Consider the following 24555-nt stretch of genomic DNA (forward strand, 5'->3'; position numbering starts at 1 on the left):
GGTTCCGGTACCTTTCCATGGTTTTCATGAGAGTGCGTCGTCGATGACAGTGAATCCATCCGACGCGACGGTGATTTCCGTCCCGCGGCGATGACGTGTGGTGGACCCCGCCGCGCGAACCGTGTGGCCGTCGCGATGGGCGGACAACGCGGTCGCGTAGGTCCTGTCGTCGGGTGCTGTAACCGTGACGGTGCGAATTCCCTCGGCGGCTGCGCCGTCGAGCTCGAGCGTCCCTCGGATCTTGATGCGGCGCCGAGCGCCGCCGGGATCGTCGGACAGCGCGATGATCGATCCCCGCACGACTCCGGACACCGGCTCCGGCTGCTGACGGGCACGACGGTTGCTCAGTCCGCGGACCCGCTCGCCCGCTTCTGCCGGGACCGACACGGTTTCGTCGGGGCGAGGCGCAAGCCATGACCAATGGAAGTCGAGTTCGAAAGCTTGGGGGTTGTCCGGTCCGATAAGTTCCGCGAACGCACGACACTCGGCCGCGGATACACCGTGGCGCGCGAGGTATTCGGTCGAGTGGGCCTCGGGGACATCCGCTGCCTGGAGCACTGCGGCCGACATCGTTGAGATCCGCACCGTCGTACGTCGGCTCACATGGTTCGGATCGCCGTCTCCGATCGGGAAACCGACTTTCAGGGTCAGCGGTTTGCCGGTCATCGACAGCCGGGATTCGTTCAGTAGCTCGCGAACCCGATCACGAGTGGTGGTGACACCTGGAATCAATGAACGGGCTCCGTCGATCACCTCGGCGGCGCAGACGGAGATCAGTTCACCGAGCGCTAGAACGGTCCGGGACGCTGCTGAGAACTCAATCGACTCGGCATCCTGAGCCGTTCGGTACGAGAGGACGTCAAGGGCCGGAGCCCTCAGGTCCTGCCACACGGCCTCCGGGGACCGATCCTCCGCGTCGGCGACGCAGAGCGTCAACTCCCGCAACCTGCTGCGGGTGTCGATCATCGAGTCCGACGGTGGCACCAGAACCTCGAAATCCCCGAGACTCCAGATACTTCCGTTGCGCCATCGGCCGGAGACCGTCCAGCCGTGAGCGCTCAGATAGCGGACGACGTCGTCGATCGGCGGGTTATTGTGCATGAGGCGGTCGCTATCAGGCGGGAACCGCGGAGCTGCTGGCTACGAGGGCGCGCAGACTGGCAGCGGTGAGTACGTTGCTGACCGGTATTTTCACCCGTACCTTCCGGCGCCGATCGGAGGTGGTCAACGGCTCGCGGTCATCGAGCGACAGCCAGTATCCGATGTGCCGGAGCAGAAGTCCCGATGTGTACAGGTCCGCGTATTCGGAGGACTGGGCCGGAACGTGGACCAGGAAAAGGTAACGCGGCACCGTGAAATCCTGACCGGCGAGTTTGTTGTACTGCGCTTGGTCCAGGTTGTCGAAATCGATCGATCCGTGCCGGACCTGGAGCTTGGCGACCGTCTTGACCTGGACTTCTATTCGCGGCGAGAAGCCCCGCGGGGTGAGCCCGGGAGCCTTCAGGCACAGATCGACGCCGTCGAGGTCGACGTCGTCCTGCGACCAGATGAGCCCTGCCGCCGACGCTAGAACGCGAATGTAGTCGGCCCCGAACTTCCCCTGATGATTTCGTGCGTCGAGCACGATCCTCCCCCTGAAAACGCCTGCACCACCAGCTGATCGGACAACTGTAGGCATCGATAGGTTCTCCGGGCAACCGCTGACGGAATTGCTGACAAAAACTGTCGGTCGGTTTGTTAGTTTGTCGAATCGGTGTGCTATGTGAAATGTGAATTATGGCGTCGAAATGGGTTTCTGTGGAAACCGAGAATTTGCGATGTCAGTGAGTTGAGTGGTCTGGCGGCATGCTTCAGTCGGCGAGCAGGGTGGCGATGCGCTGATCTCGACGCGCGCCATCGGCGCCTTCGCCGCGATCGCCTTCGACCGGCCCGAGGAGTTCCTTGGCCGCACGGTGCCGCTGGCCGGGGACCACCTGACCCCGCCGCAGATCGCGGAGATCATCGGAGCGCACGCCGGGCTGCCCCTGCACAGCAGGGTGGTGCCGCTGGAGCAGGTCCGGGCGTTCGATCCGCACGTCGGGCAGATATTCACGCACTTCAACGAGAGCCCGGACGGGCCGCTGGACCTGGCGGAATTGCGGGCCGAGCACCCGGGGCTGCTGGATCTGGCGGCGTGGCTGCGGTGCGTCGACTGGCGGCCTTGACGGGACACGGTCGCCGAGGGCGGTGCGGAGCCGCTGCTTCGCGCCGCCCTTTCCGGGTGCGCTCCCGCCGGACCTCCGGTAGGCGAGTCCATCGACCGACTCCAGCTGGATCCGAATGCGGCGCACGGTGACTCGGAGTCCATTTGGCGACCGTGATCGGGGTCCGAGCGGCTGGGTCGGGTGGCGGGGTGCGAAGTTCTGGTATTGGCGCGGGGTGGCTGGATCGCGGCGCAGCCTGGATGGCATGAACGCACAACGAAGCCGAATGGACTCGGCGACACGGCCGTTGAAGCGGGCCGCCGCGGCGGCCCGGCTGGATATCGCGGTCACCGATCTGCCGGAGCTGGGTGGTGGCTGGACCGTGGGAGAGGTGCGGCGGCTACGGCGGGAACGGCCCGATTGGCTCGACGACGCGCGGCGGCGGTTCGCCGGGCGCGGGCCGCGCGGGCGGGCCCGGGTGCGCGGGGATCGCCTCGGGCCCTCCGGCGGGCGGTGATCCGGTTGACGGCTCGGCGTGACCGGCTCGGCGCTCGACGTGGTCTGCCCGGTGTGATCGGTGTGATCGGTGGGTGTGATCGACGCGGAGTGCAGGTCGGACAAAACGGTCATGGGGTGTGGCTAGAGTGAACGCGCTGGAAATGGTGCTAGGCAGGGATTACGGGTGTGACTGAACCTCTACGTGAGGCGCATGAGCGGGCCAGTTGGGCGGAGTTGTTCTTCGACCTGGTGCTGGTGTTCGCGGTGACGCAGGCCGCGCATGTGGCGGTGGCCGGGGAGAGCTGGGGAGCCGTCGGGCAGACGGTGTTGCTGCTGGCGATCATGTGGTGGTCGTGGGTGGGGACGACGCTGTCGGTCCACGGGGTCGAGGACTCGAATCGGCAGCGGATCTTCCTGTTCGCGTGCGGACTGTGCATGTTCGTGATCGCCATCGCCGCGCCGCACGCGTTCATCGGACGCGCGCTGCCGCTGATCCTGGCGGTGGCGCATCTGGTGCTGCGGCTGCTGCTGTGGGCCGAGATGCGGCGCAAGCGGGCGTTCTCGGAGGCGGGCGTGTTCGTCAGCTGGGTCAATCCGTTCACGATCACCCTGGTCGCGGCGGTGCTGCTGGTGATCGCGGCGCTGGTTCCGCAGGGCGGGGCGCGCGACGCGCTCTGGATCGTCGCGGTGCTGCTGGCCTTCGGCGGCCCGGCGCTGCTGGCGCGGCGGATGGAGTCGGTGCAGTTCGGCGCGACGCATCTGCCGGAGCGGTTCGCCACCTTCGTCATCATCGCGCTCGGCGAGACGGTCGCGTCGGTGGGTTCGGAAGCGGCGGAAGCGCATCTGGGCGTGATGTCGTGGATCGCGGTCGTGCTGATCTTCGTGCTCGGCTGCGGCCTGTGGTGGCTGTACTTCGCCTACGGGTTCTCCGCGGTCGAGCATTCGTTGCGCACCAACCAGGTTCGCGGCGCGGTGGTGCGGGATGTGCTCAGCTACGGCCACATTCTGCTGGTGATCGGCCTGGTCGGGGTCGCGGTCGGCGCGCGCAGCATGGTCGAGCATCCGACCGAGACCGCGCACGGCGTCAACGCGTTCCTGCTGCCGATCGGCGCGACGCTGTACGTGTCGACGTTCCTGTTCACCCGCTGGCGCATGTTCGGCGCGGCCACCCTCGGCCGGTTCATCGCCGCACTGGTGCTGGCGGCCCTGACCCTCGCCTCGGCGCTGCTGCCGGAGATCGTGACGCTGGCCGCGGTGACCGCGGTCCTGGTCGGCCTGAATGCCTGGGAGCACTGGGTGGTTTCGACCGGACGCCCCCTGCTGCTGCTGACCCGCACGCGGGCGGACTGACCCTCAGCCCTCGACCTCGGCCAACCGGCGGCGCAGGTAGTCGCGCTCGGCGGCATTGACGGTGAGGTCGAGGGCGGCCCGGTATTCGATTGCCGCGCAATCATCGCGGCCCAGCCGCCGCAGCAGATCGGCCCGGGTCGCGGTGACCTGCCGGGCCACCTCCGACCCGGCCGGAGCGGCCACCGAGTCGAGCAACGCCAAACCCGCCTCGGGCCCGGAGCGCATGGCCACGGCGATGGCCCGGTTCAAAGCCACCGTGGGGGAGGGGATCCGGGCCCGCAATGCCTCGTACAGTTCGGCGATCCGCGCCCAATCCGTCTGTTCCGGGCCCGCGGCGGTGACATGGCAGGCGACGATCATGGCCTGTAACTGATACGGCCCCAGCCGATCCCGGCGCGCGGTGCGCCGTAACTCGGCCAGCCCCGCCGCGATCAGCTCCCGATCCCACCGACCCCGATCCTGCTCCTCGAGCGGCACCAGCACCCCGTCCAGAGTCCGGGTCGCGGCCCGCGACTGCTGGAGCAGGACAAGCGCATTCAGTCCGCCCGCCTCGGGATCGTCGGGCATCAACTCGACCACCAGCGCGGCCAGCCGCCGCGCCTCCGCCGCCAGATCGGGCCGTTGCAGATCCGGCCCCGCCCCGGCCAGATAGCCCTCGTTGAACAGCAGATAGATCACCCCGAGCACGGCATTGGTGCGCTCGGGCAGCAGATGCGCGGGCGGCACCCGATACGGGATGCCCGCGTCGCGGATCTTCTGCTTGGCCCGCACCAGCCGTTTGGCCATGGTCGGCTCGGGAACGCCGAACGCACGGGCGATCTCGGCGGTGGTCAGCCCGGTCAGGGTGCGCAGCGCCAGCGCCACTTGCGCTTCGAACGCCAGCGCCGGATGGCAGCAGGTGAAGATCAGCCGCAGCCGATCGTCGGGAATGTCGGTGCCGGACACGGCCTCTCCCGCATCGGGGATCTCGGTGCGGGCCAGTTCCCGCAGCTTCCCGGCCCCAACGCGTTCGCGGCGCAGCCGGTCGACGGCGCGGCGCCGGGCCGCGGTCAGCAGCCACGCGCCGGGCCGCTCGGGCACGCCGTCGCGCGGCCAGGTGCGCCAGGCCAGCGCGAACGCCTCCTGCGCGCACTCCTCGGCCAGGTCCCAGTCGCCGAGCCCGCCGATCAGGGTGGCCACCAGCCGCGCCCATTCGGTGCGGAAGGCGGCGGTGATCGCGGCGTCGACCTCGGTCACGGCGTCAGCACCGGCCGGATCTCGATCTGCCCGAACCGGCTGGCGGGATGCCGGGCCGCGATCTCGATGGCCGCGTCCAGATCCGGGACCTCGATGAGCGCGAACCCGCCGATCTGATCCTTCGCCTCGGTGAACGGCCCGTCGGTGAGCAGCACCTCGTCCCCGCGCACCCGGACCGTGGTGGCGGTGTGGCTGGGATGCAGGCCCTCGTGGGCGGTGAGCACGCCGCGGGCGAGCAGGTCGTCGAGCCAGGCCCGGAACTCGCTCATCCCGTCGTCGGTGCGGTGCTCGTCGACCCGGCTCTCGTCGGCGCTGATCAGCAAGAGATATCGCATGGTCGTCTCCTTTCCCCCGCACGACGAACGGGACGGACGCGGATGGACATCACTATGCCGACCGCGGCTGTCCATCGCCGGGATTCCCGTTCGTCGATCCGGTATCGAGTCCACCCACAGACCGGAGACGATCATGCCCACCGTGACTTCCGCCGACGGCACCACCATCGCCTATCACCGCGCCGGCGCCGGCCCGGCCATCGTGTTCCTGCCCGGCGCCTTCAATGACAGCGCCACCTGCGCGGCCCTCGCCGAGCGGCTCGCCGACCGCTACACCGTGGTGCGACCGGACCGCCGCGGTCGCGGCGACAGCACCGACGCCCTCGCCCCCGACGACGCCGCGCGCTACGACGTGCGTCGCGAGATCGAGGACCTCGACGCAGTCATCGCCGAGATCGGCGGCAGCGCAGCGGTTTTCGGCTTCTCTTCCGGCGGCATCCTGGCCCTGCGCGCCGCCGCCGCGGGCTCGCGCATCACCCGCCTGGCCCTCTACGAACCGCCGTTCGCGCTGGGCGGCCTGGCCGATCACACGCCGAGGCGGTTGCCCGAACGACTGGCCGACCTGATCGCCCGCGGTGAGCGCGGCGCCGCCGTGGAATTGATGCAGCTCGAAGGCATCGGCCTGCCCCCGGCCGTGGTCGAGCAGGTCAAGCGGTCACCGATCCGGCCACACCTGGAGGCGATCGCCCAGACGGTGGTCTACGACGCCGCCATCTGCCGCCCGCCCAACCTGCCCACCGAGGAGATGGCCAGCATCGATATCGAGACCCTGGTGATCAGCAGCCCCGAATCCTGGCCGGGCGTCCGCTCCGCCGCCGAGGCCCTGCCCGCCCGCCTCGCCCGCGCCCACTACGCGGAGGTGCCCGGTGGCGCGGATCACGGCATCCCGGCCGAGGCCACCGCGAAGTTGCTCGACGCGTTCCTCGGCGCGGACGTGACCCGCTGAGCCGGACCGCGAACCGCCCGGAGCCGCCCGAAAATCGTTGCGCCCGCCCGGATCGTGCGACCGGCCCCGCGGCTGACCGGCCCCGTCGGTACCGTGGCGGACATGAATTCGCTGATGCACCGGATCCTGGATATCGCGCCGGTCTGGGTGTACCTCGTCGTCGCGCTGCTGGTGTTCGCCGAGGACGCGATCTTCGTCGGCTTCGTCATTCCCGGCGAGACGGCCGCGGTGCTCGGCGGCGTCGCCGCCAGCCAGGGCCACGTGCAGTTGTGGCTGATGATCGTGCTCGTGATCGCCGCCGCGATCATCGGCGACAGCGTCGGCTACGAGGTCGGCAAGCAGGTGGGCCCGAAGCTGTTGCAGGCCTCGATCCTGGACCGCCATCGCGGCCGCCTGGACAGCGCCCAGGAATACCTGGCTCGCCGCGGCGGCTGGGCGGTGTTCCTGGGCCGGTTCACCGCTTTCTTCCGGGCCATGATGCCCGCGCTGGCGGGCACCTCCCGGATGCCGTACCGCCGCTTCCTGATCTTCAACGCGGTCGGCGGAATCGTGTGGGGCGCAATCTTCGTGGTGCTCGGCTTCGTCGCGGGGCAGTCGTACGAGGCGGTGGCCAAGACGGTCGGCCGGGATCTGGCCCTGGGCGCGGCCGCGATCGTGGTGGTCGCGCTGATCGTGTGGAAGCTGCGGGAACGCCGCCGCGAGCGTTCGTTCGAGGCCGACTACGAGGTCTCCCATGCGAGCCCGATGACCCCCGAGACCGACTGATTCCCAGCGATCTCCCAGGGAACGCCGTGACCGCACCGCGCATACTGGGGCCGTGCTTCGGATCGACACACCGCTGCGACTGAGCGGACTGGTGAGCGCGTGGCGCTGGGACGCCTCGACGGCGCTGGTCGTCGCGCTGCTGGGTCTCGCCTACGCGACCTGCTTCGTGCTCGGCCGCCGTCGCGGGGAACAGCTTCCGGTGAGCCGGGCCGTGTACTTCGGCGTCGCCGGGCTGGGTGTGTGGCTGTACACCGGGCTCGGGATGCCCGGGGTGTATTCCGACACTCTGTTCTGGGTGCGCGCGCTGCAGGTGCTGTTGCTGCTGTACGTGGTGCCGTTCGCGCTCGCGGCCGGAGCGCCGTTCACCGTATTGCGCGCGGCGCTCGGCGAGACGGGGCGGAAACGCCTGGACGCCATGCTGTCCGGCGACGCGGCCCGGCTGCTCACCCATCCGGCCACCGCGTCGATGCTGATCCTGCTGCTGCCGTGGGCGTTGTTCCTCTCGCCCTGGTACGAGGCGGTGCTGCGGCACGGCGCGGTCGACGCGGTCACGCGAATCCTGGTGGTGGCCCTCGGGTTTCTGTACTTCTACTCGCGCTTGCAGATCGATCCGGTGCCACGGCATTTCACGCAGGGGCTGTCGCTGCTCATCACGGTCGGCGAATCGCTCGCCGACGGCATCCTGGGCATCGTGCTGTGGCTGGGCCCGCTCGTCGCCGCCGGGTACTACGGGTCCCTCGGCCGCACCTGGGGACCGGACGTCCGCCTGGATCAGACGATCGGCGCGGGCATTCTGTGGCTGCTCGGGGATCTGCTCGGCCTGATCTACTCCCTGGTCGTGATGCGGCGTTTCGCCGACGACGAGAAGCGGGAGGCGGGTGCGCTGGACGCCGAACTCGACGCCGTCGAGGCCGAGGAACCGGTCTCCACGGGACTGTGGTGGGAGAACGATCCGCAGCTGCGGGACCGCTTCCGCCGCTGATCGAACGGCCAATTGTGGCCTGTGTCACCAGTTCTGGCACTGAGTGATGTTCGCTATGAAAGGAGCATTTGCGGCTATTTCTCAGTAGTTTCTTATTGGACGCGTGATCAGGATGCTCGAAATTGCGTCCACTTCCAATCTTCCGGGCCAACCCGGTGGAAGCCCGCCCGTAAGAAAGCCAGAAGCCATGCAGTTCAGCAAAATTGCCGCCACCTCCGCGCTGGTCATCTCGGCTCTCGGCGTCACCGCCGGTGTCGCCTACGCCGACCCCGCTCCGGCCCCGGCCCCCGTGCCGGTCCTGCCCTCGCTGATCGACGGCGTGAACCAGGGCATCAACCAGGTGGCTCCCGCCATCCATTGGAACGCCCACATCGAGGGCAACTCCGTCGTCGTCGACACCGACCACGGTTCGATGACCACTGACAACGGCCAGCTCCAGGTGCGCGACGACAACGGCATCGTGGTCGCCGCGGTCCCGCTGTCGTTCACCATCGACGATCTCGACTACCCGATCCAGGCCGGTGTCGAGGGCCTGCGCGCCACCCTGACCCCGAGCACCGATCGGGCCGCCGCGCGCCCCACCAACCTGCCGCTGCATCAGGTCACCAGCGACCACCAGGCCAGCTTCGATGACGCGGTCTCGGCCGCGGCCACCGAGCTCGGCCTGGCCACGGCCATCGGCACCCTGGTCGGCACCGTCATCGGCGGCACCCTCGGTTTCCTGATCGGCGGCCTGGCGGGCGGCGGCGTGCTGTCCATCCCCGGCGCGCTCGCCGGCGCCGCTACGGGCATCACGCTGGGCGCCGCGGCCGGTCTGGTGCTGGTCGGCGTGCCCGCCGCGATCATCGTCGGCATCATCTTCCTCAACCGCATCAACAACCCGGCCGAGCAGTAGCCGGTAGTTCGCGCACCGCGGCCCGCGGCCATGCCCCTCGGTAGGGGTGTGACGCGGGTCGCTTCGCGTTCTGGAAAGTTGCTCGAGTCACCGAACATATGATCGGCAAACGCCGTCTTTACGTAAAACATACGTTCAGGACCGTTTTCGCCACGATTTGGCAACAAATAGGCAACATTTGCTGACTTATCTTGTCTCGGGTGCTCGATGAGGACCTCGCTCCCAAGAGGGAAGCGCCCAGTCTAGAAAGCGACGAAAAGTAATGCGTTTCAAGAAGTTTGCCGCCACCTCGGCTCTCGCCATCGCGGCCGTCGGCATCTCCGCCGGTACCGCCAACGCCGCCCCGGCGGCCGCCCCCGAGGGTATTCACTGGGACACCAAGATCGAGGGTGCTTCCGTCGTTCTGAAGACGGACGCGGGTTCGCTGACCACCGAGAACGGCCAGTTCCAGGTGCGCGCGGCCGACGGCGCGGTCGTCACCCAGTTCCCGCTGAGCTACGTGACCGGCGATGTGGCCCACCCGGTCGCCGCCCAGATCGACGGCAACACCGCGACCTTCACCCCGAACATGGACCCGGCCGCCGCCTTCACCGCCCCGGCGCTGCCCGCTCCCGCGCTGCACAACGTCGCCAGCCAGGCCGACCAGGACGCCGCCATGTCGGCCGCGGTCAACCAGTTCGGCCTGTCCACCTCCATGGGCACCCTGCTCGGCACCGTCGTCGGCGGTGTCGCCGGTTGCGCGATCGGCGCGGTCGGCGGTGCGGTGGCCGGTGTGGTGATCATGTCGGTGCCGACCGGCATCGCGGGCTGTGTCGCGGGTGCCGCCATCGGCATCCCGCTGGGCGCCGCCTCGGGTCTGGTGCTGACCGGCGTGCCCGCGGCCATCGCCGTCGGCATCGGCCTCTACAACCGCATGAACGCGCCGGACTCCACCCCGGCCAGCTGAGGCTCCTCGCCTCCACGCCGCGGTGAGAACCCGGCGGACAATACAATTCGGTCCGGATCGCTCAGGGGCGATCCGGACCGAATGTCGTTGTGGGGCTACCCGACTAGCGCGGGCGACGCGACAGGATCGAGTCGCGGATCAGGATGACCGCCAGGCCGGCCGCGAACAGCACGAGCGCGATGTAGCCGACATTGCCGGTACCCGACGAGCTGCCCTGCTGGTTCTCGAACAGCATGGTCAGCAGGATCACGACGACGACCCAGCCGGCGATGCGGAAGGTCCGGCGGGACTCGCCGCTCCAGCCCCACGCTGCGGACGGAACCTCGGCGGTGTCGACCTTGGTGACGACCTCAGAGGGGTGCGCGGGTTCCAGTTCCGTGGCGGCCACTGTGGCTCCTTTACGGCTCGAATCGATTGCTGGCCAATATCGTGACATACGACCCAGCGTCGTAGCGACCAGGGGGCGGGGGACAATAGGCGCGTGTCCGACGTTGTGAGAGTTCTGCTGCTGGGCAGCACCGGTTCGATTGGTACGCAGGCACTGGAGGTGATCGCCGCCAACCCCGACCGCTTCGAAGTGGTGGGGCTCGCGGCGCGCGGGGGTAACACCGACCTGTTGGCGAGCCAGATCGCGGCCACCGGCACCACCAATGTGGCGGTCGCCGACGAGGCCGCGGCCGCCGAACTCGGTGTGGCGCTGGCCGGTCCGGACGCCGCCACCGAGCTGGTGCGCCGCACCGACGCCGACGTGGTGCTCAACGCGCTGGTCGGCTCGCTCGGACTGGGACCCACCCTGGCCACCCTGGAATCGGGGCGGCGACTCGCCCTGGCCAATAAGGAATCCCTGGTGGCGGGCGGCTCGCTGGTGACGCGGGCGGCCACGCCGGGGCAGATCGTGCCGGTGGACTCCGAGCATTCGGCGCTGGCCCAGTGCCTGCGCGGCGGGCGCGCCGACGAGGTGTCGAAGCTGGTGCTCACCGCCTCGGGCGGGCCGTTCCGGGGCTGGACCACCGAGATGCTGGAGTCGGTGAACCCGTCCGAGGCCAAGACCCATCCGACCTGGTCCATGGGCCCGATGAACACGCTGAATTCGGCGTCGCTGGTGAACAAGGGCCTCGAGCTGATCGAGACGCACCTGCTGTTCGGCATCGGCTACGACGACATCGACGTCACCGTGCACCCGCAGTCGATCGTGCATTCCATGGTCACCTTCACCGACGGTTCGACCCTGGCCCAGGCCAGCCCGCCCGATATGAAGCTGCCCATCGCGCTGGCCCTGGGCTGGCCGGACCGGGTGCCGGGCGCGGCCGCCGCCTGCGACTTCTCCACCGCCTCGACCTGGACTTTCGAGCCCGTCGACAACGCCGTGTTCCCGGCCGTCGAGCTGGCCCGCACAGCCGGAAAGGCCGGTGGCTGTGTGACCGCCGTGTACAACGCCGCCAACGAGATCGCGGTGCAGGCGTTCCTGGACGGTCTCATCCGATTCCCCGACATCGTGCGAACCGTTGCGCGCGTCGTGGAGTCCGCCGACCGCTGGGCCGCCGAACCCGGTAGCTTGGACGAGGTGCTCGCGGCCGATACGTGGGCGCGCGACACCGCTCGCACGATCGTGCGCGGCTGACTGCAGGAGAGGGCTCGTAACCGGATGGTCTACGCGATCGGCTTCGCACTGTTCGCCCTCGGGATCACGGCCTCGGTCGCCCTGCACGAATGCGGTCACATGTGGACCGCGCAGGCCACCGGCATGAAGGTGCGGCGCTACTTCATCGGTTTCGGGCCCAAGATCTTCTCGTGGCGGCGCGGCGAGACCGAATACGGTCTCAAGGCGCTGCCGCTGGGCGGTTTCTGCGATATCGCGGGCATGACCGCCCTCGACGAGCTCGAGCCCGAGGACCTGGACCGGGCCATGTACCGGCAGGCCACCTGGAAGCGCCTGCTGGTCATGTCCGGCGGCATCCTGATGAACTTCCTCATCGGCTACATCCTCATCGTGATCCTGGCTGTCGGCTGGGGTCTGCCCCGTTTCGATCAGCCGGCGGAAACCCAGCTCGGCAAGCTCGGCTGTGTCTCCGACATGACCGCCGACCAGAAGCTGATCGACTGCACCGGCACCGGTCCCGCCCAGTCGGCCGGTCTCCAGCAGGGCGACAAGGTCACCAAGGTCAACGACGTCCCGATCAAGACGTGGAAGGAATTCCGCGCCGAGACCGAGAAGCAGACCGGTCCGTTCACCTACACCTTCGAACGCGACGGCAAGACCATGACCGCCCCGGTCACCCCCAAGATGGCGGTCGTCTACCCGGAGAAGAACGGCACCCCCAAGACGGTCGCGAAGGTCGGCGTCGGCCAGGACTTCTACGGCCCGGTCCAGTACAACGTCCTCGCCGCCATCCCCGCCGCCGGCGCCTTCACCGGCCAGATCGCGGTCCGCACCGTCGAGTCCCTGGCCCAGATGCCGTCCAAGGTTGTCGACCTGTGGCACGCCGTGACCGGCGGCACCCGTGACCCGGAAACCCCTGTCTCGGTCTACGGCGCCTCCAAGATCGGCGGCGAAACCGCCGAACACGGCCTCTGGTCCATGTTCATCCTGACCCTGGCCAGCCTGAACTTCTTCCTCGGCGCCTTCAACCTGCTCCCGCTACTGCCCCTCGACGGCGGCCACATGGCGGTGGTCATCTACGAGAAGCTCCGCAACGTGTTCCGCAACCGCAAGGGTCTCCCCGATGGCGCCCCCGTCGACTACCTGAAGCTGTTGCCCGCCACCTACGTCGTGGTGGTGCTCGGCGGTGCGTACATGATCCTCACCCTGGTCGCCGACATCGTGAACCCGGTGAAGCTGTTCCCCTGACGGGTTGGCTCCGCACCCGAACGTGAGCGCGAGCGTCTGACCGCCGCAGCAGGTCCATGCTGCGGCGGCGCAGTGGCGCGGAGCTCGCTGAACCGAGACGCGAGAGGTGACCGGCCGCAACCGGATCCCTCACGAGCGTTCGTAGAAGCCGTCGATTCGGCCGCGGGCGTGGGCTCGGGCGGCGGCCAGGACGTTCTTCGGCTTGACCGAATCGATGGGCTTGCCTTCGATCTCGGTGAGGGGTTCGGTCAGGGCGAAGATCTGGAACGCGTAGCGGTGTGGGCCGTGTCCCTTGATGGGGGAGGGGCCCATGTAGCCGCGGCTCCAGTCGGAACGCAGCAGTCGGACTTCGGCCGGTGCCGTGGCCTTACCCAGTGCGCCGCGCGGCAATTCGGTGACTGTCGGCTCGAGCAATGCGACGCAGTGCACGAAGGGCGCTGACCCGGGGGCGTCCGGGTCTTCGATGACCAGAAGCAGTTGCGCGGTGCCCTCGGGCGGGGTCGACCACAACAGTGCCGGGGACTCGTCCCTGCCCCCGATCCGCTTCCCGGTATGGACGTCCGGCAAGGTCGATTCGTGTGCGAAATCTGCACTGGTGACAGTGATTTCCGCGGACGCGGACAGTCCCGGCCGATTCCAGGCCAGCCCCGCGTCGCCCGCGCGCCGATTCTTCAGCAGTTTGCCGAGCAGTGCCATTCGGTTCTCCCTGTGTGCTGGTGGGTTTCAGAGCTTGCGGTCTTCGGGGGAGATGAGCAGTGGTTCCGCGAACCGCCAGATCTCCTCGGCCCCATCGAATTCCATCGTCGAATTCGTGCCCGGCACGCCCGCATGCTCGGCGGATATCACGACGCCGGGCCAGGTGTGGCCGCCACCGAACACCGTCCATTCGAGGACGCGAGTCCCGCCGATGCCCAGCCCGGACAGCTCGCGCTCGGACCGGTCGGTGCGAATGGTCTCACTCGCTCCCGTACAGCCGTTCAGCCCACGCCAATGCTGCCCGGATTCGGTCAAACCATAAGTGCGGCCGCGTAGTTCACCGTCAGGCCCGCGATGGCGGGAGTGCCCGCCCTCGATCGGCACCCACGGATCGCCATCGCCATTGATCAGGATGGCCGAGACCGCGTGGGTCGGATCCACTCCCGCCAGATCGGCAGGCAGTCCACCGGCGACCGCCGCGAACACTGGAACCAGATCCCCGATTTTCAACCCCGCACGGTGAGCCATGAACGCGCCGTTGGAAATTCCGGCCACGATCGAATGCTCGGCCACCGTGTCATAGCGCTCGGCGCTCCACTCGATCACAGCGCGCAGAAACGACACATCGTCCACACCCGCCTCATCGGCGAGCGTCACCCCGCGCCCGTCGGCCCAGCACCCCGACCACCCCTGCGGAAACGCGACCCCGATTCCCCACCGGTCGGCATTGGTGCGAAAGGTGGTCCAGTCCCGCCATTCACGCTTCTCACGCCCCGACTGATTGCCGTGCAGTACCAGCACGAGCGGCCGACCGGCATCGCTGGGCGGCCGCATCAGAACCGTCCGCTCCCGCCCGCCCACCGTCAGTTCGGCCGTGACCATGCCATTCACCATCGGACCCTCTCCGGATTAATACAGTCCAACTGCGCAGTCGTCCTGTACTTTATGGAGTCGTGAGCGAACTGACAAGCGATCCAGCGGAACTCGCCGACGACCTCCAATCCGTTGTCGGCGCCCTGGTTCGCCGCATGCGCGCAGCCTCACCCGGCCGAGCCATCTCCCTGTCCCAGGTGTCGATCCTCAAACGCCTCGACCGAGACGGCCCCGCCACCGTCGCCGACCTCGCCCGGGCCGACAAGATCCGTCACCAGTCCGTCGCAACGGCCGCATCCACCCTCATCGAGCGCGCCCTGATCCGCCGCACCACCGACCCCACCGACCTCCGCCGCAAACTCCTCGAACTCACCCCCGCCGGCCGCGTCCTGCTGACCGAACGCCGCGAGGCCGGCTCCGGCCACCTGGCCGACCTCCTCGACGAACGCATGACCCCCGCCGAGCGGGCCCGCGTATCGGAGACACTGGCCCTGCTCCGCCGCCTCATCGACTGACCAGTCGCAAGTCGCGGTACTCGGCTTCGGTGTCGATGCCCGTCGGTGTCGACGCGGTGTGGTGGACACGCCTTGCGGTGACACCGCCTGGATGGTGGCGCCGTCTAGGCTTGCCAAACGGTATCCCTCCGTGTGGGTCTGCCCCATGTGTTGTCGAGTCGCTCATCGCGAACCGGAAGGCTCCAGGCATGCGACGTTCGTTCACCGGCGCCGTGGTCGCTACGGTCGCGGCGAATCTGGCCGGGGTGGGCTTGTGGGCCGGCGGCGCCGGACTCGGTCGCGCTCAGCCGCCCGGCACGGAAGCCTTCGGTGGGGGAGTCCATGTGACGGCGTCGGTCGACAGCATCGAGGCGAGCCCGCCCGGTGACCGGACACCGAACGTCCTCATGACGTTCTCGCATGCCGCGCAGATATCCGGCGATTACTCGGTCACCGTGGACGGCGGCCCGATCACCTCGGGTGAGGCGGTCGCGGGATTCATCCTCGGCTGCGGGATCAGTGTGGACGGCGGCTTCGACGCCGATCTCGGTGCCTATCAACAGCTGGGCACGATAATTCCCGCCGAGATCATCGGGCCCGCTGTCATCGGGAATCTGGGTGTGGCCGAAGGCGTGTTCGCGAACTTGGGACCCGGTCAGGTCACTATCGCGAGAACGGAGGCGGCCCGCCTGCGTGCCACCACGACGTTCCCGCTTCGCATCGCGTTCAACAATGCCGCGCTCAATATCGCCCAATGCGCCTCGCCGGTGTCGGCCGTCCCGTTCGTCACCACCACGGTGAGCACCGCCGTGGGACTCGCGCAGACCACCGCCTACGGCGACCGGTTCACCTTCTGAAGCGGTGGCCCGGTTGGAGTTGTCATCCTTCGCGCCGACGGAGGCCGAAATTCCGGGTTTACCCCGAGAACTCCGACGGCACCTGGAACTCGCCTCCGATGGAGAAGGACCCCGACACGTTCGAGCCCAGTTACCTGACGGGCATCGACTACCTGAGCGCCGTGGTCGACAACAGCGGCCGCGGTCGCCCAACGTCCAGCGGGTCTTGATCCGGACTGGATTTCCCGGTCGCGAATCCGAGAATCGGCTCGAACGTAGCCCGCCGTTGACCTCGAGTGCCTACCATGGCGCACGTCGGCCCCCTCTGCGTGGGGCAGACCCCTCGGCATTGCCCCTGGGCCTTCGTGGCATTCCTCGCGCGCGGTCGACCTCGGCGTACACCGCCGCCGCGAGTTGCGAATCCAGCCCGCCCGGTGAGACCCGGCGTCGGGCGTTCGACCACCAGAAAGGTTCAGCAATGTTCGCAATGACCAGGCAAACGGTGGCCCGGGCCGTCTTCGCCGGTGCGATTGCGGTGGCTCCGGTCACCGCCGTGACCGTCCCGACCCAGGCCGATGTGGTTGACAACTACGCCCCCACCCCTGTCGATCAGCACGGGGACCACAGCTGGGAGAGCAAGCGCTTCCTGTTCCCTCCGGGCTGGGGAATCCCTCCGGGATGGATCAAGCAGCTACTGCCGTTCGAGTTCTTCGATTGGTTCGATTGGGACTAGTCGGAGCGCTCGACACGACCGCCCGCGCCGACACTCACACGCGGACGCACTGTACTGAACCAGCTTTTCCGCGTTCAGAACGATGAGCCTGTGCCGCCGAAGGGCCAGGGCGGAATCGGCCCGTTGTCGACCACCACATCACCACCCATGGCCGAGGTCCGCTGTGCGGGAAGGTAGGCACGGGCTACGTGCTGTCTTCTCTTCCGCAATCGTGGGTCGGCCGCCCGGCATCACGCCGATCCCGACGCGCAGCAGCATCGAGAGCGCTTCGGAGACGACCTTCCCGTCCGGATCCAATCGGACGAGGATGTCGCGGCCGATCCCATGATGTGGCGCACGTGATCCCGAGAGATATCCCCGGCGGCAAAGCTTCAGCGGTCACCGGAAGAACCGGCGGGGCGACATGACCTGTCTGCTGCCCGAAATGTCCGATACTGCAAGGGATTTCGGATAGTCATGGCGTAGAATGTGATGGCTACGCGGCAGTGCGCCGTGCCCGACGCTGGGCACGACGCACTGCAACATTGCATGTGGCGGTTACAGGCCGCCGGTATTGAGTAGTCGGTTCACCGTGGGTGTAGTACCAGGAGCGGGGTTGAGCTTGGGCAGCACCACATCCTTGGTGGATTTGTCTTTGATCCACTGGGCGACCGTCTGCCAGGGGGCGTCGCCGTAAGTGGCCTTGTACAGAGCCCCGACCCCGGCGACCATCGGCGAGGCGAATGATGAACCACTGGCCTTCACGTATCCGCCACCGATTGCCGGGAAGGGAACGGCTTGGCCGGGCGCATACAGCTGAACGCACTGTCCCCAGTCCGAGTTCTGGGTAGCGTGGTCGGTGATATCCGTATACGCGACCGCCACAACTCCGGCTGCATCGGCGGGCGCGCCCAAGCATGCGTCCATATTGCGATTGCTCGTGGAATTCGCGATGAACAGGCCGGAGTCGGCAAGTGCATTGAATACGCCACGAAGATAAGCATTAGTGGCGAGATCCCACCACGCGTTTGTGCCATTGATATTGAATGACAGGTTCACCACCGCGGGCTTGTGGTGATTCGCCTGCACCCAGTCGGAGGAGGCGAGCAAGGATGAAAGATCTGCTGTCCCATCGCATCCAGCCATCCGGACCGACACCAGCTTCACCTTCTTGGCCACGCCGAACTTAGCGCCGCCCAGCACGCCCGCGACGCCGGTGCCGTGCTGGTAAGCCGCGCAATCGAGAGTCGGCGGGGTGCTGATCCGCGACATGCCCTCGGAGGCTCGTCCCTCGAAGTCAGGGTGGTTCACATCGATGCCACCGTCGATGACATAGGCCGTGACGCCCTCGCCGGTCGCATTCGCGGTGTAGCTTCCGTCCAGCGGCAGCGCAGCCTGATTGATCCGATCCAATGCCCACCCCGGGCCCGGCTCGTCGGTCGGGGTGTAGCCATTGATGGCCGAGGTGGTCGAAATCTTCCGATCCTCGAGGATCATGTCAACGTCGGAATCGTCCTGGAGCGCTTCGAGCTGATGCTTCGAAAGTTTCGCGCTGAAGGACCGCAGCGCGGTCGACTTCACGCCGGGATCGTGGATCTTCGCATTCGATAGAACCGCGTCGAGGTTCGCCCCATCTTTGATGGAGACGATATAGATATCCGGGATGCCCTTACCCGGTTCTGCCTGGCTTACGGGAACCTTCGGCTTGTGCTTGTCAGGTTCGGCAGCGGCGGGGATTGCCGCTACGGCTGGTACGGAAAGCGCCGCGACCAGCAGCGCCAACCAGATCTTCTTCACGTGACTGAATCTCTCTTCGGATATTGGCCAGGGAAATTCTCGACCGCTCTGGAACCGTACATATCCCGAATGGATAGGTGAAACGTTTGCGCTTCAATATGATCTTGGTCACTCGGACAAAATGTGGTAGTCGGCCTGTGTGAGATTTCCGCTAAGAGAGGCAGCTCGGCTATTTTCCGGCATTCCTGATGCAATAGCAGATATTCATGAATTCGAAACTCGATTCGGTGCGGCCGGGTCCGCATCGGCGGCACATTCGCGGAGGAGCTGGCGGCAGAGGTGGTCGGCTCGGCGGGTGGTTTCGGGCTGACGGAACTCGGGTGTGAGGGCGAGGACCTGGGCGCATGCCGTGTCCAGGTCGATCAGGTGGCCCACCGAGACGAAGACGGGTTTGACGCCGGTGCGGGTGCGCAGGGCGCGGCCGACCGGGTCGCCGTCCATGGTGATGACGCTGGAGGAGCCGCGCTCGGGGCCCGGTTCGTCGTAGTCGCCCCAGGCGTTCTTGGCGACGCCGAGGGTGGGGATGCCGGTGAGGAGGCCGAGGTGGCAGGCGAAGCCGAAGCGGCGGGGGTGGGCCAGGCCCTGGGAGTCGCAGATGATCAGATCGGGTGTGGTGGTGAGGGTTTCGAGGGCGGCGACGGTGGTGGGGAGTTCGCGGAAGGCGAGTAGGCCGGGGACGTACGGGAAGGTCGTGGTGCCGCGGGCGGTGGCGGTTTCGACGGTGTCCAGGGTGGTTGCGTCGAGGACGACGATGGCGGCGGCCACATTGCCGTGGTCGTCGTAGGCGGAATCGAGGCCGGCAACCGTCCGGAACTGCGGTGGCCGGGGATTCGCGGGAATCACCGCGTTGCGTAGCCGATCTTGAAGTGCCACTGCCTGTTCCGGTGTGGACGGCCAGTCGCCGGGATTCGCTACCTTCACTTCTCGGAGCGTAAACCTTCGCGTCGATTGCTACGAATATGAACTGTAGGTCCCGGCCGCTTCCGAGTCCCGCTTCCGGCGCGGGTACCGTTGTCGCCGCCGTCACAGGGCGACCGGTATTCGAGCCTCGGTAAGCTCGGAGCCGGTAAGGGTGAGGAATCAGTGGAAAGTAGGCAGCCGATCGTGAGCAGTGCCATCGCATTGGGGATGCCGGCCGCACCGGCGGCCGTCCTCGCACCACGGCGCAAGACGCGCCAGCTGATGGTGGGCAATGTCGGAGTGGGGAGCGAGTTCCCCGTCTCGGTTCAGTCGATGACCACCACCAAGACCCATGACATCAACGCCACCCTGCAGCAGATCGCGGAGCTGACCGCCTCCGGCTGCGACATCGTGCGCGTCGCCTGCCCGCGTCAGGAGGACGCGGACGCCCTGGCGACCATCGCCAAGAAGTCGCAGATCCCCGTGATCGCCGACATCCACTTCCAGCCGCGCTACATCTTCGCCGCCATCGACGCCGGGTGCGCCGCGGTGCGCGTCAACCCCGGCAACATCAAGGAGTTCGACGGCCGCGTCAAGGAGGTCGCCAAGGCGGCCGGTGACGCGGGCATCCCGCTGCGCATCGGCGTCAACGCCGGTTCGCTGGACAAGCGGCTGCTCGAGAAGTACGGCAAGGCCACCCCCGAGGCGCTGGTCGAGTCGGCGCTGTGGGAGGCCGGGCTGTTCGAGGAGCACGGCTTCGGCGACATCAAGATCTCGGTCAAGCACAACGACCCGGTGATCATGGTCGAGGCCTACCGCCAGCTCGCCGCCCAGTGCGACTACCCGCTGCACCTGGGCGTGACCGAGGCCGGTCCGGCGTTCCAGGGCACCATCAAGTCCGCCGTCGCCTTCGGCGCGCTGCTCAGCGAGGGCATCGGCGACACCATCCGGGTCTCGCTCTCGGCCCCGCCGGCCGAGGAGATCAAGGTCGGCTCGCAGATCCTGCAGTCGCTGAACCTGCGCCCCCGCAAGCTGGAGATCGTCTCCTGCCCGTCCTGCGGTCGCGCCCAGGTCGACGTCTACACCCTCGCCAACGCGGTCTCCGCGGGCCTCGAGGGCATGGAGGTCCCGCTGCGCGTGGCCGTCATGGGCTGCGTCGTGAACGGCCCCGGCGAGGCCCGCGAGGCCGACCTGGGTGTCGCCTCCGGCAACGGCAAGGGCCAGATCTTCGTCAAGGGTGAGGTCATCAAGACCGTGCCCGAGCACCTCATCGTCGAGACGCTCATCGAAGAGGCCCTGCGCATCGCCGAGGAGATGGGCGACGAGGCAGGTTCCGGCGCTCCGGTGGTCACCGCGAGCTGACCCACCCCGATCGACACGGCCCGGCCCGCGCGACAATCGCGCGGGACCGGGCCGTCGCCGTCTCCGATCCCCCTGGGCGCGTGATATTTTCGCTGGTCGCCGGGCGGCTGGTGGCAATCTTGCGGCGCGCGGCGGGAAGTTCTGGCAGGCTGTGAGCGTGCGGAGTGTGCTGGAGCCGACTCGCCGGGGCCGGACATCCGGGGCCCGTCAGCTCGCGAACCGCGACCTGACGCAGGTTCTGCGTGTGCTCGACACCGATCCCGTGGCGACCTGCATGGTGGCCGCGCGCCTGCAGGAGTTCGGGCTGGATCAACGCGGCGTCTACGGCGAACTGTGGAGCCGGGGCGGGCCCGGGGATTCCCTGTGCTTCTCGGGGGCGAATCTGGTGCCGCTGCGCGGCGGTCGCGAGGATCTGCGCGCGTTCGCGGAGAAGGCGATCAAGAACCCCCGGCTGTGCTCGTCGGTGGTGGGGCGACGCGAGCTGACGCTGCCGCTGTGGGAGTTGCTGGCCGGGCACTGGGGGCCGCCGCGGGAGCTGCGCGCGGATCAGCCGCTGCTCGCGCTGGATCGGCCCGCGGGCATCGCCCCGGATTTGCGGGTGCGCCGGGTGCGGCCCGCGGAGATCGATCGGTACCTGGTGGCGGCCATCGCCATGTTCACCGAGGAGATCGGCGTCGACCCGCGTACCGGGGACGGTGGGCGGAGTTATCGCCGCCGGGTCGCGGGGCTCATCGAATCCGGACGGGCCTGGGCGCGTTTCGAGGACGGTGAGGTCGTCTTCAAGGCGGAGGTCGGCGCGTTGTCGCGACGCACCGGGCAGATTCAGGGCGTCTGGGTCCATCCGGATAAACGCGGCGAAGGGTACGGGACCTCGGGCACCGCCGCCGTGGCCAATGTGGTGGTGTCCTCCGGGCGCACGGCCAGCCTGTATGTCAACTGCTACAACGAGGTTGCGCGCCGCGCCTACGCGAAGGTCGGTTTCCGGCAGATCGGCACATTCGCGACAGTGCTGCTGGATTGACCGAATCTCGAGCGCGGGGTGGCCGGAGCGGGATGTCGGCGTGAAATCCGTTCCGGTGCAGTGTGTCGCACCGGTTTGCCAGTAGTTGGCTCCTAGCATCGGATCCGATGTCAACTCGGGTCTTCTCCACTCTGATCGCCGCCGCGGTCGCGGTCGCCGCGGCCGGCTGCTCCTCGGGTCCCCAGGGGCCCGCCCAGGCCGCCGAGGCCTTCGTCTCCGAATTCGCCGACCACGATGTGGACGCGGCCGCCGACCGCACCAGCCAGCCCGAAAAGGCCCGTGCCGCACTCGGTTCGGCGTGGGACCAGCTGCAGGCGGAGAAGCTGGTGGCGACCACCGGCGCGGCGCGGATCACCGGCGACACCGCCATCGTCGACTACACCTACGAATGGCATCTGCCCAAGGATCGCGTCTGGACCTACCAGGGCCAGTTGCAGATGGGCCGCGCCGGCGGCCAGTGGCAGGTGCGCTGGTCGGCCGCCGACATCCACCCGCAGCTGGGCAATACCCAGACGTTGCAACTGCGTTCGAATCCGGCGCCGCGGGCCCGGGTGAACGAACGCTCCGGCGGGGACGTGCTGGTGCCGGGCGCGCTGTTCCGGGTGCAGTTCAAACCGTCCGCTTCGTCCGATCCGAACGGCGTCAGTGTCGCGCTCGCGAATGCGTTGCGCCGCTTCGACGAGAAGATCGACGCCGCCACGCTGCTGCGGACCGCGCGCCGCGCGGACGGCCCCTACACGGTCGCCCAGCTCTCGGAATGGGAGTTCGGCGAGGTCAATTCGGTGCTCATGGGCTTGTCCGGGGTCACCTTCAACAAGGAATTCGACCTGGTCCCCACCGACCGCCACTTCGCCCCGGATCTCATGACCCAGATCCGCAAGACCGTCATCGACGAGGTGGACGGCAAGGCGGGCTGGAGCGTGGTGACCGTCAACGCCAACGGTGTCGACACCGACGTGCTCGAGGAGGTGGATCCGCAGACCTCCCCGTCCTTCTCGCTGAGTGTCGACCGCTACGTCCAGAACGCGGCGCAGCACGCGGTGGACGTCCGCAAGGAACAGGCCATGATGGTCGTGGTGCAGCCCTCGACGGGCGCGATCCTGGCGGTCGCCCAGAACGAGGCGGCCGACAAGGACGGTCCGGTGGCCGCGACCGGTCTGTACCCGCCGGGTTCGACGTTCAAGACGGTGACCGCCGCCGCGGCCATGACCGCGGGCCACGCCACTCCCGACACCGTGGTCCCGTGCCCGAGCCAGATCGTGGTGGGGGAGCGCACGATTCCGAACTACGACCTGTTCAGTGTCGGCAGCGTGGCCATGGCGACCGCCTACGAGCGGTCCTGCAACACGTCCTTCGCGAAGCTGGCCTCCGAACTCGAGGGCGACGATCTGCGCACGGCCGCGGCCGCGCTCGGCCTCGGTCTCGACTACACGATCGCGGGCCTGCCGACGGCCTCGGGTTCGGTGCCCGCCGACCACGATCTGGTGCAGCGCGCCGAGGACGGCATCGGGCAGGGCAAGGTGCTGGCCAGTCCATTCGGGATGGCGTTGGTGGCGGCGACGGTCGCGCACGGTTCGGCGCCGACGCCGTATCTGATCGCGGGTCATCAGACCCAGGTGTCGGGGGACCGGCCGCAGTTGAAGCCGGAGGTGATCGACGGTCTGCGGTTGATGATGCGCAAGGTGGTGCTCGGCGGTACGGCCGAGCGCATCGTCGATCAGGGCGAGGTGTACGGGAAGACCGGTGAGGCCGAGGTGGACGGCGGTTCGCATTCGTGGTTCATCGGATACCGCGGTGATCTGGCCTGGGCCACCCTGGTGGTGCGAGGCGGCAGTTCCGACAACGCCGTGGCGGTGACCCGCGATATGGTCGCTGCCCTGCCCGAAGGGTATTGAGAATGGCTGTCGAGGAGGTTCAGCGTCCGGTGTAGCGGCCGTCGACCTTCACGCATGCGGCGGACTGGATCTCACCGACATTGTCGGTCACGAATCGCTGGTCGGCGAGGGTCCTGACGGGTGGTCCCTCGACGGATCCGTCACCGAGCATCTCGGTGACGCCGGCGCCCGCGAGAATCATGCCCGCGGTGGTGACTAGCAAAAGGGCCGAGCGCTTCATATCCCGCTCCCTTGTTTTGGGATGAGTAAGGAGACCCGAACGGTGTGGATTGGGTGATCCGGTCCTCGATTAGGAGTTGGCTGAGTGTTTGCCGATGCATGAAACGGTAATCGGTGACTTTTGCCGAGGCAAGGCGTATGTGTGCTGCCGCACTCCGCTTGCGGCGAAGAACGGCAGGTCGCGGCCGCTATCCGACCGTAAAGTTTACTTTCAGTTCGTGCGCTGCAGGGTTGCTGCCAGATGATGCGTGAGAGGTTGCTCGACGGCAGCCATGCGCAAGGAGTAGTCGAGAGTGTCGCCTGTGACGGAAATGGTCCGGCCCAGCGCGGTCACCGACTTCGCGGTGCTGCTCATCCCGATCGAGGTGGAGTCGAGTTCCAGGCGCAGCTCGCCGTCCTCGCGGACCAGCCGGCCCTCGCAGATCTCGGTGATGCCGGTGGGGTGGGCCAGGATCAGTTCGATCCGATCGTCGGGCAGCGCACGCAGATAGCCGGTCTCACTGTGCATGGGACGGCTGCCGTCGGCGGCGCGGGTGCGCTGCCGGTAGGTCAGGAAGGGACGGCCGACATGGCCGAAGTGCACTTCCTCCAGGTACTCGAACGAGTCGATGGTCGGGTATTCGCCGCGGCCGCGGCCGCGCCACGTGCCCAGCAACGGGGCCAGGTGGGCGATATCGGGGTGGGGCGCGACGGCGGTTTCGGGTTCGAGCACGGCGGACAGCTTAATCCGCTCGCCGCGCCCCGGCGGGAGGTCGGGGCGTCCGCG

General features: G+C 67.8%; 27 protein-coding genes. 16 read left to right on the plus strand and 11 right to left on the minus strand.

Going from position 1 to position 24555, the window contains the following annotated elements:
- Positions 1-24: 24 nt before the first annotated feature.
- A complete protein-coding gene (locus ABZ382_RS24115) occupies positions 25-1101 on the minus strand; it encodes a hypothetical protein (protein WP_357092712.1) in 1077 nt (358 codons plus the stop codon).
- A 13-nt stretch (positions 1102-1114) separates the two neighbouring features.
- A complete protein-coding gene (locus tag ABZ382_RS24120; RefSeq protein WP_357092715.1) occupies positions 1115-1624 on the minus strand; it encodes a DUF4365 domain-containing protein in 510 nt (169 codons plus the stop codon).
- A 208-nt stretch (positions 1625-1832) separates the two neighbouring features.
- Between ABZ382_RS24120 and ABZ382_RS24125 the strand changes: the two genes are divergently transcribed.
- From ABZ382_RS24125 to ABZ382_RS24135, 3 genes are all read left to right on the plus strand, one after another.
- On the plus strand, positions 1833-2204 hold the full coding sequence (locus tag ABZ382_RS24125) for an NmrA family NAD(P)-binding protein (RefSeq protein WP_357092718.1): 372 nt from the start codon (positions 1833-1835) through the stop codon (positions 2202-2204).
- Positions 2205-2448: 244 nt separating this feature from the next.
- Positions 2449-2700 carry a hypothetical protein gene (locus tag ABZ382_RS24130; RefSeq protein ID WP_357092721.1) on the plus strand — a complete coding sequence of 84 codons (252 nt, stop codon included), beginning with the start codon at positions 2449-2451 and terminating at the stop codon, positions 2698-2700.
- 167 nt (positions 2701-2867) lie between these two features.
- Positions 2868-4031, plus strand: a complete 1164-nt coding sequence (locus ABZ382_RS24135) for a low temperature requirement protein A (RefSeq protein ID WP_357092724.1) — start codon at positions 2868-2870, stop codon at positions 4029-4031.
- 3 nt (positions 4032-4034) lie between these two features.
- Here ABZ382_RS24135 and ABZ382_RS24140 read toward each other — a convergent pair whose 3' ends face one another.
- Together ABZ382_RS24140 and ABZ382_RS24145 are read right to left on the minus strand one after the other, a co-directional pair.
- Positions 4035-5267, minus strand: coding sequence for a DUF6596 domain-containing protein (locus tag ABZ382_RS24140; protein ID WP_357092727.1), 1233 nt, complete (start codon positions 5265-5267; stop codon positions 4035-4037).
- A complete protein-coding gene (locus ABZ382_RS24145; protein WP_357092730.1) occupies positions 5264-5602 on the minus strand; it encodes a YciI family protein in 339 nt (112 codons plus the stop codon). Before ABZ382_RS24145 ends, ABZ382_RS24140 begins: the two co-directional genes overlap by 4 nt.
- 133 nt (positions 5603-5735) lie before the next feature.
- Between ABZ382_RS24145 and ABZ382_RS24150 the strand changes: the two genes are divergently transcribed.
- The 5 genes from ABZ382_RS24150 to ABZ382_RS24170 all read left to right on the plus strand — a co-directional run bounded on the left by ABZ382_RS24150 (position 5736) and on the right by ABZ382_RS24170 (position 10136).
- Complete coding sequence (locus ABZ382_RS24150) at positions 5736-6548, plus strand: alpha/beta hydrolase (protein ID WP_357092733.1); 813 nt, start codon at positions 5736-5738, stop codon at positions 6546-6548.
- A gap of 102 nt (positions 6549-6650) precedes the next feature.
- Positions 6651-7313, plus strand: a complete 663-nt coding sequence (locus ABZ382_RS24155) for a DedA family protein (RefSeq protein ID WP_357092736.1) — start codon at positions 6651-6653, stop codon at positions 7311-7313.
- A 52-nt stretch (positions 7314-7365) separates the two neighbouring features.
- Entirely contained in the window at positions 7366-8295 is a 930-nt protein-coding gene (locus tag ABZ382_RS24160) for a cytochrome c oxidase assembly protein (RefSeq protein WP_357092739.1), read from the plus strand.
- Between the two features lie 187 nt (positions 8296-8482).
- Complete coding sequence (locus tag ABZ382_RS24165; RefSeq protein WP_357092742.1) at positions 8483-9190, plus strand: hypothetical protein; 708 nt, start codon at positions 8483-8485, stop codon at positions 9188-9190.
- 262 nt (positions 9191-9452) lie between these two features.
- A complete protein-coding gene (locus ABZ382_RS24170; protein ID WP_357092745.1) occupies positions 9453-10136 on the plus strand; it encodes a hypothetical protein in 684 nt (227 codons plus the stop codon).
- A gap of 103 nt (positions 10137-10239) precedes the next feature.
- Here ABZ382_RS24170 and ABZ382_RS24175 read toward each other — a convergent pair whose 3' ends face one another.
- On the minus strand, positions 10240-10524 hold the full coding sequence (locus ABZ382_RS24175; protein WP_357092747.1) for a DUF2631 domain-containing protein: 285 nt from the start codon (positions 10522-10524) through the stop codon (positions 10240-10242).
- A gap of 93 nt (positions 10525-10617) precedes the next feature.
- Between ABZ382_RS24175 and dxr the strand changes: the two genes are divergently transcribed.
- Together dxr and ABZ382_RS24185 are read left to right on the plus strand one after the other, a co-directional pair.
- Positions 10618-11757 (plus strand): 1-deoxy-D-xylulose-5-phosphate reductoisomerase, encoded by a 1140-nt coding sequence (gene dxr / locus ABZ382_RS24180; RefSeq protein ID WP_357092750.1) that lies wholly within the window; start codon positions 10618-10620, stop codon positions 11755-11757.
- Between the two features lie 24 nt (positions 11758-11781).
- Positions 11782-12984: a M50 family metallopeptidase gene (locus tag ABZ382_RS24185; RefSeq protein WP_357092753.1), complete on the plus strand. Its 1203-nt coding sequence runs from the start codon at positions 11782-11784 to the stop codon at positions 12982-12984.
- Positions 12985-13113: 129 nt separating this feature from the next.
- On the opposite strand, the gene ABZ382_RS24190 is transcribed toward ABZ382_RS24185, so the two are convergent.
- On the minus strand, positions 13114-13680 hold the full coding sequence (locus ABZ382_RS24190; protein ID WP_357092755.1) for a YbhB/YbcL family Raf kinase inhibitor-like protein: 567 nt from the start codon (positions 13678-13680) through the stop codon (positions 13114-13116).
- Between the two features lie 27 nt (positions 13681-13707).
- Positions 13708-14562: a hypothetical protein gene (locus ABZ382_RS24195; RefSeq protein WP_357092758.1), complete on the minus strand. Its 855-nt coding sequence runs from the start codon at positions 14560-14562 to the stop codon at positions 13708-13710.
- 71 nt (positions 14563-14633) lie between these two features.
- On the opposite strand from ABZ382_RS24195, the gene ABZ382_RS24200 reads away from it, so the two are divergent.
- The 3 genes from ABZ382_RS24200 (at position 14634) to ABZ382_RS24210 (ending at position 16616) form a co-directional block, all read left to right on the plus strand.
- The gene (locus ABZ382_RS24200) at positions 14634-15068 is read left to right on the plus strand and encodes a MarR family transcriptional regulator (RefSeq protein WP_357092761.1); all 435 of its coding nucleotides are present in this window, start codon (positions 14634-14636) and stop codon (positions 15066-15068) included.
- A 188-nt stretch (positions 15069-15256) separates the two neighbouring features.
- The gene (locus ABZ382_RS24205) at positions 15257-15904 is read left to right on the plus strand and encodes an MspA family porin (protein WP_357092764.1); all 648 of its coding nucleotides are present in this window, start codon (positions 15257-15259) and stop codon (positions 15902-15904) included.
- Positions 15905-16361: 457 nt separating this feature from the next.
- Positions 16362-16616: a hypothetical protein gene (locus ABZ382_RS24210; protein WP_357092767.1), complete on the plus strand. Its 255-nt coding sequence runs from the start codon at positions 16362-16364 to the stop codon at positions 16614-16616.
- Positions 16617-17153: 537 nt separating this feature from the next.
- On the opposite strand, the gene ABZ382_RS24215 is transcribed toward ABZ382_RS24210, so the two are convergent.
- Both ABZ382_RS24215 and ABZ382_RS24220 read right to left on the minus strand, forming a co-directional pair.
- A complete protein-coding gene (locus ABZ382_RS24215) occupies positions 17154-18392 on the minus strand; it encodes a S8 family serine peptidase (RefSeq protein WP_357092770.1) in 1239 nt (412 codons plus the stop codon).
- Positions 18393-18596: 204 nt separating this feature from the next.
- Positions 18597-19313: an endonuclease V gene (locus ABZ382_RS24220; RefSeq protein WP_357092773.1), complete on the minus strand. Its 717-nt coding sequence runs from the start codon at positions 19311-19313 to the stop codon at positions 18597-18599.
- 183 nt (positions 19314-19496) lie between these two features.
- Between ABZ382_RS24220 and ispG the strand changes: the two genes are divergently transcribed.
- The 3 genes from ispG (at position 19497) to ABZ382_RS24235 (ending at position 23570) form a co-directional block, all read left to right on the plus strand.
- Positions 19497-20654 carry a flavodoxin-dependent (E)-4-hydroxy-3-methylbut-2-enyl-diphosphate synthase gene (gene ispG, locus ABZ382_RS24225; RefSeq protein WP_357092776.1) on the plus strand — a complete coding sequence of 386 codons (1158 nt, stop codon included), beginning with the start codon at positions 19497-19499 and terminating at the stop codon, positions 20652-20654.
- A 157-nt stretch (positions 20655-20811) separates the two neighbouring features.
- Positions 20812-21675 carry a GNAT family N-acetyltransferase gene (locus tag ABZ382_RS24230; protein ID WP_357092779.1) on the plus strand — a complete coding sequence of 288 codons (864 nt, stop codon included), beginning with the start codon at positions 20812-20814 and terminating at the stop codon, positions 21673-21675.
- A gap of 107 nt (positions 21676-21782) precedes the next feature.
- On the plus strand, positions 21783-23570 hold the full coding sequence (locus ABZ382_RS24235; RefSeq protein ID WP_357092781.1) for a penicillin-binding transpeptidase domain-containing protein: 1788 nt from the start codon (positions 21783-21785) through the stop codon (positions 23568-23570).
- Between the two features lie 19 nt (positions 23571-23589).
- On the opposite strand, the gene ABZ382_RS24240 is transcribed toward ABZ382_RS24235, so the two are convergent.
- Both ABZ382_RS24240 and ABZ382_RS24245 read right to left on the minus strand, forming a co-directional pair.
- Positions 23590-23790 carry a hypothetical protein gene (locus ABZ382_RS24240; RefSeq protein WP_357092784.1) on the minus strand — a complete coding sequence of 67 codons (201 nt, stop codon included), beginning with the start codon at positions 23788-23790 and terminating at the stop codon, positions 23590-23592.
- 210 nt (positions 23791-24000) lie between these two features.
- Positions 24001-24501, minus strand: coding sequence for a peroxynitrite isomerase (locus ABZ382_RS24245; protein ID WP_357092786.1), 501 nt, complete (start codon positions 24499-24501; stop codon positions 24001-24003).
- Positions 24502-24555 lie beyond the last annotated feature (54 nt).

This window comes from Nocardia sp. NPDC005825 (assembly GCF_040630175.1).
In the GTDB taxonomy this organism is placed as follows: Bacteria; Actinomycetota; Actinomycetes; order Mycobacteriales; family Mycobacteriaceae; genus Nocardia.

Coding starts and splice junctions, on each gene's coding strand:
- ABZ382_RS24115 (WP_357092712.1), bottom strand. CDS start 1,101: ATGCACAATAACCCGCCGATCGACGACGTCGTCCGCTATCTGAGCGCT.
- ABZ382_RS24130 (WP_357092721.1), top strand. CDS start 2,449: ATGAACGCACAACGAAGCCGAATGGACTCGGCGACACGGCCGTTGAAG.
- ABZ382_RS24145 (WP_357092730.1), bottom strand. CDS start 5,602: ATGCGATATCTCTTGCTGATCAGCGCCGACGAGAGCCGGGTCGACGAG.
- ABZ382_RS24150 (WP_357092733.1), top strand. CDS start 5,736: ATGCCCACCGTGACTTCCGCCGACGGCACCACCATCGCCTATCACCGC.
- ABZ382_RS24155 (WP_357092736.1), top strand. CDS start 6,651: ATGAATTCGCTGATGCACCGGATCCTGGATATCGCGCCGGTCTGGGTG.
- ABZ382_RS24165 (WP_357092742.1), top strand. CDS start 8,483: ATGCAGTTCAGCAAAATTGCCGCCACCTCCGCGCTGGTCATCTCGGCT.
- ABZ382_RS24170 (WP_357092745.1), top strand. CDS start 9,453: ATGCGTTTCAAGAAGTTTGCCGCCACCTCGGCTCTCGCCATCGCGGCC.
- ABZ382_RS24185 (WP_357092753.1), top strand. CDS start 11,782: ATGGTCTACGCGATCGGCTTCGCACTGTTCGCCCTCGGGATCACGGCC.
- ABZ382_RS24190 (WP_357092755.1), bottom strand. CDS start 13,680: ATGGCACTGCTCGGCAAACTGCTGAAGAATCGGCGCGCGGGCGACGCG.
- ABZ382_RS24195 (WP_357092758.1), bottom strand. CDS start 14,562: ATGGTCACGGCCGAACTGACGGTGGGCGGGCGGGAGCGGACGGTTCTG.
- ABZ382_RS24205 (WP_357092764.1), top strand. CDS start 15,257: ATGCGACGTTCGTTCACCGGCGCCGTGGTCGCTACGGTCGCGGCGAAT.
- ABZ382_RS24210 (WP_357092767.1), top strand. CDS start 16,362: ATGTTCGCAATGACCAGGCAAACGGTGGCCCGGGCCGTCTTCGCCGGT.
- ABZ382_RS24235 (WP_357092781.1), top strand. CDS start 21,783: ATGTCAACTCGGGTCTTCTCCACTCTGATCGCCGCCGCGGTCGCGGTC.
- ABZ382_RS24240 (WP_357092784.1), bottom strand. CDS start 23,790: ATGAAGCGCTCGGCCCTTTTGCTAGTCACCACCGCGGGCATGATTCTC.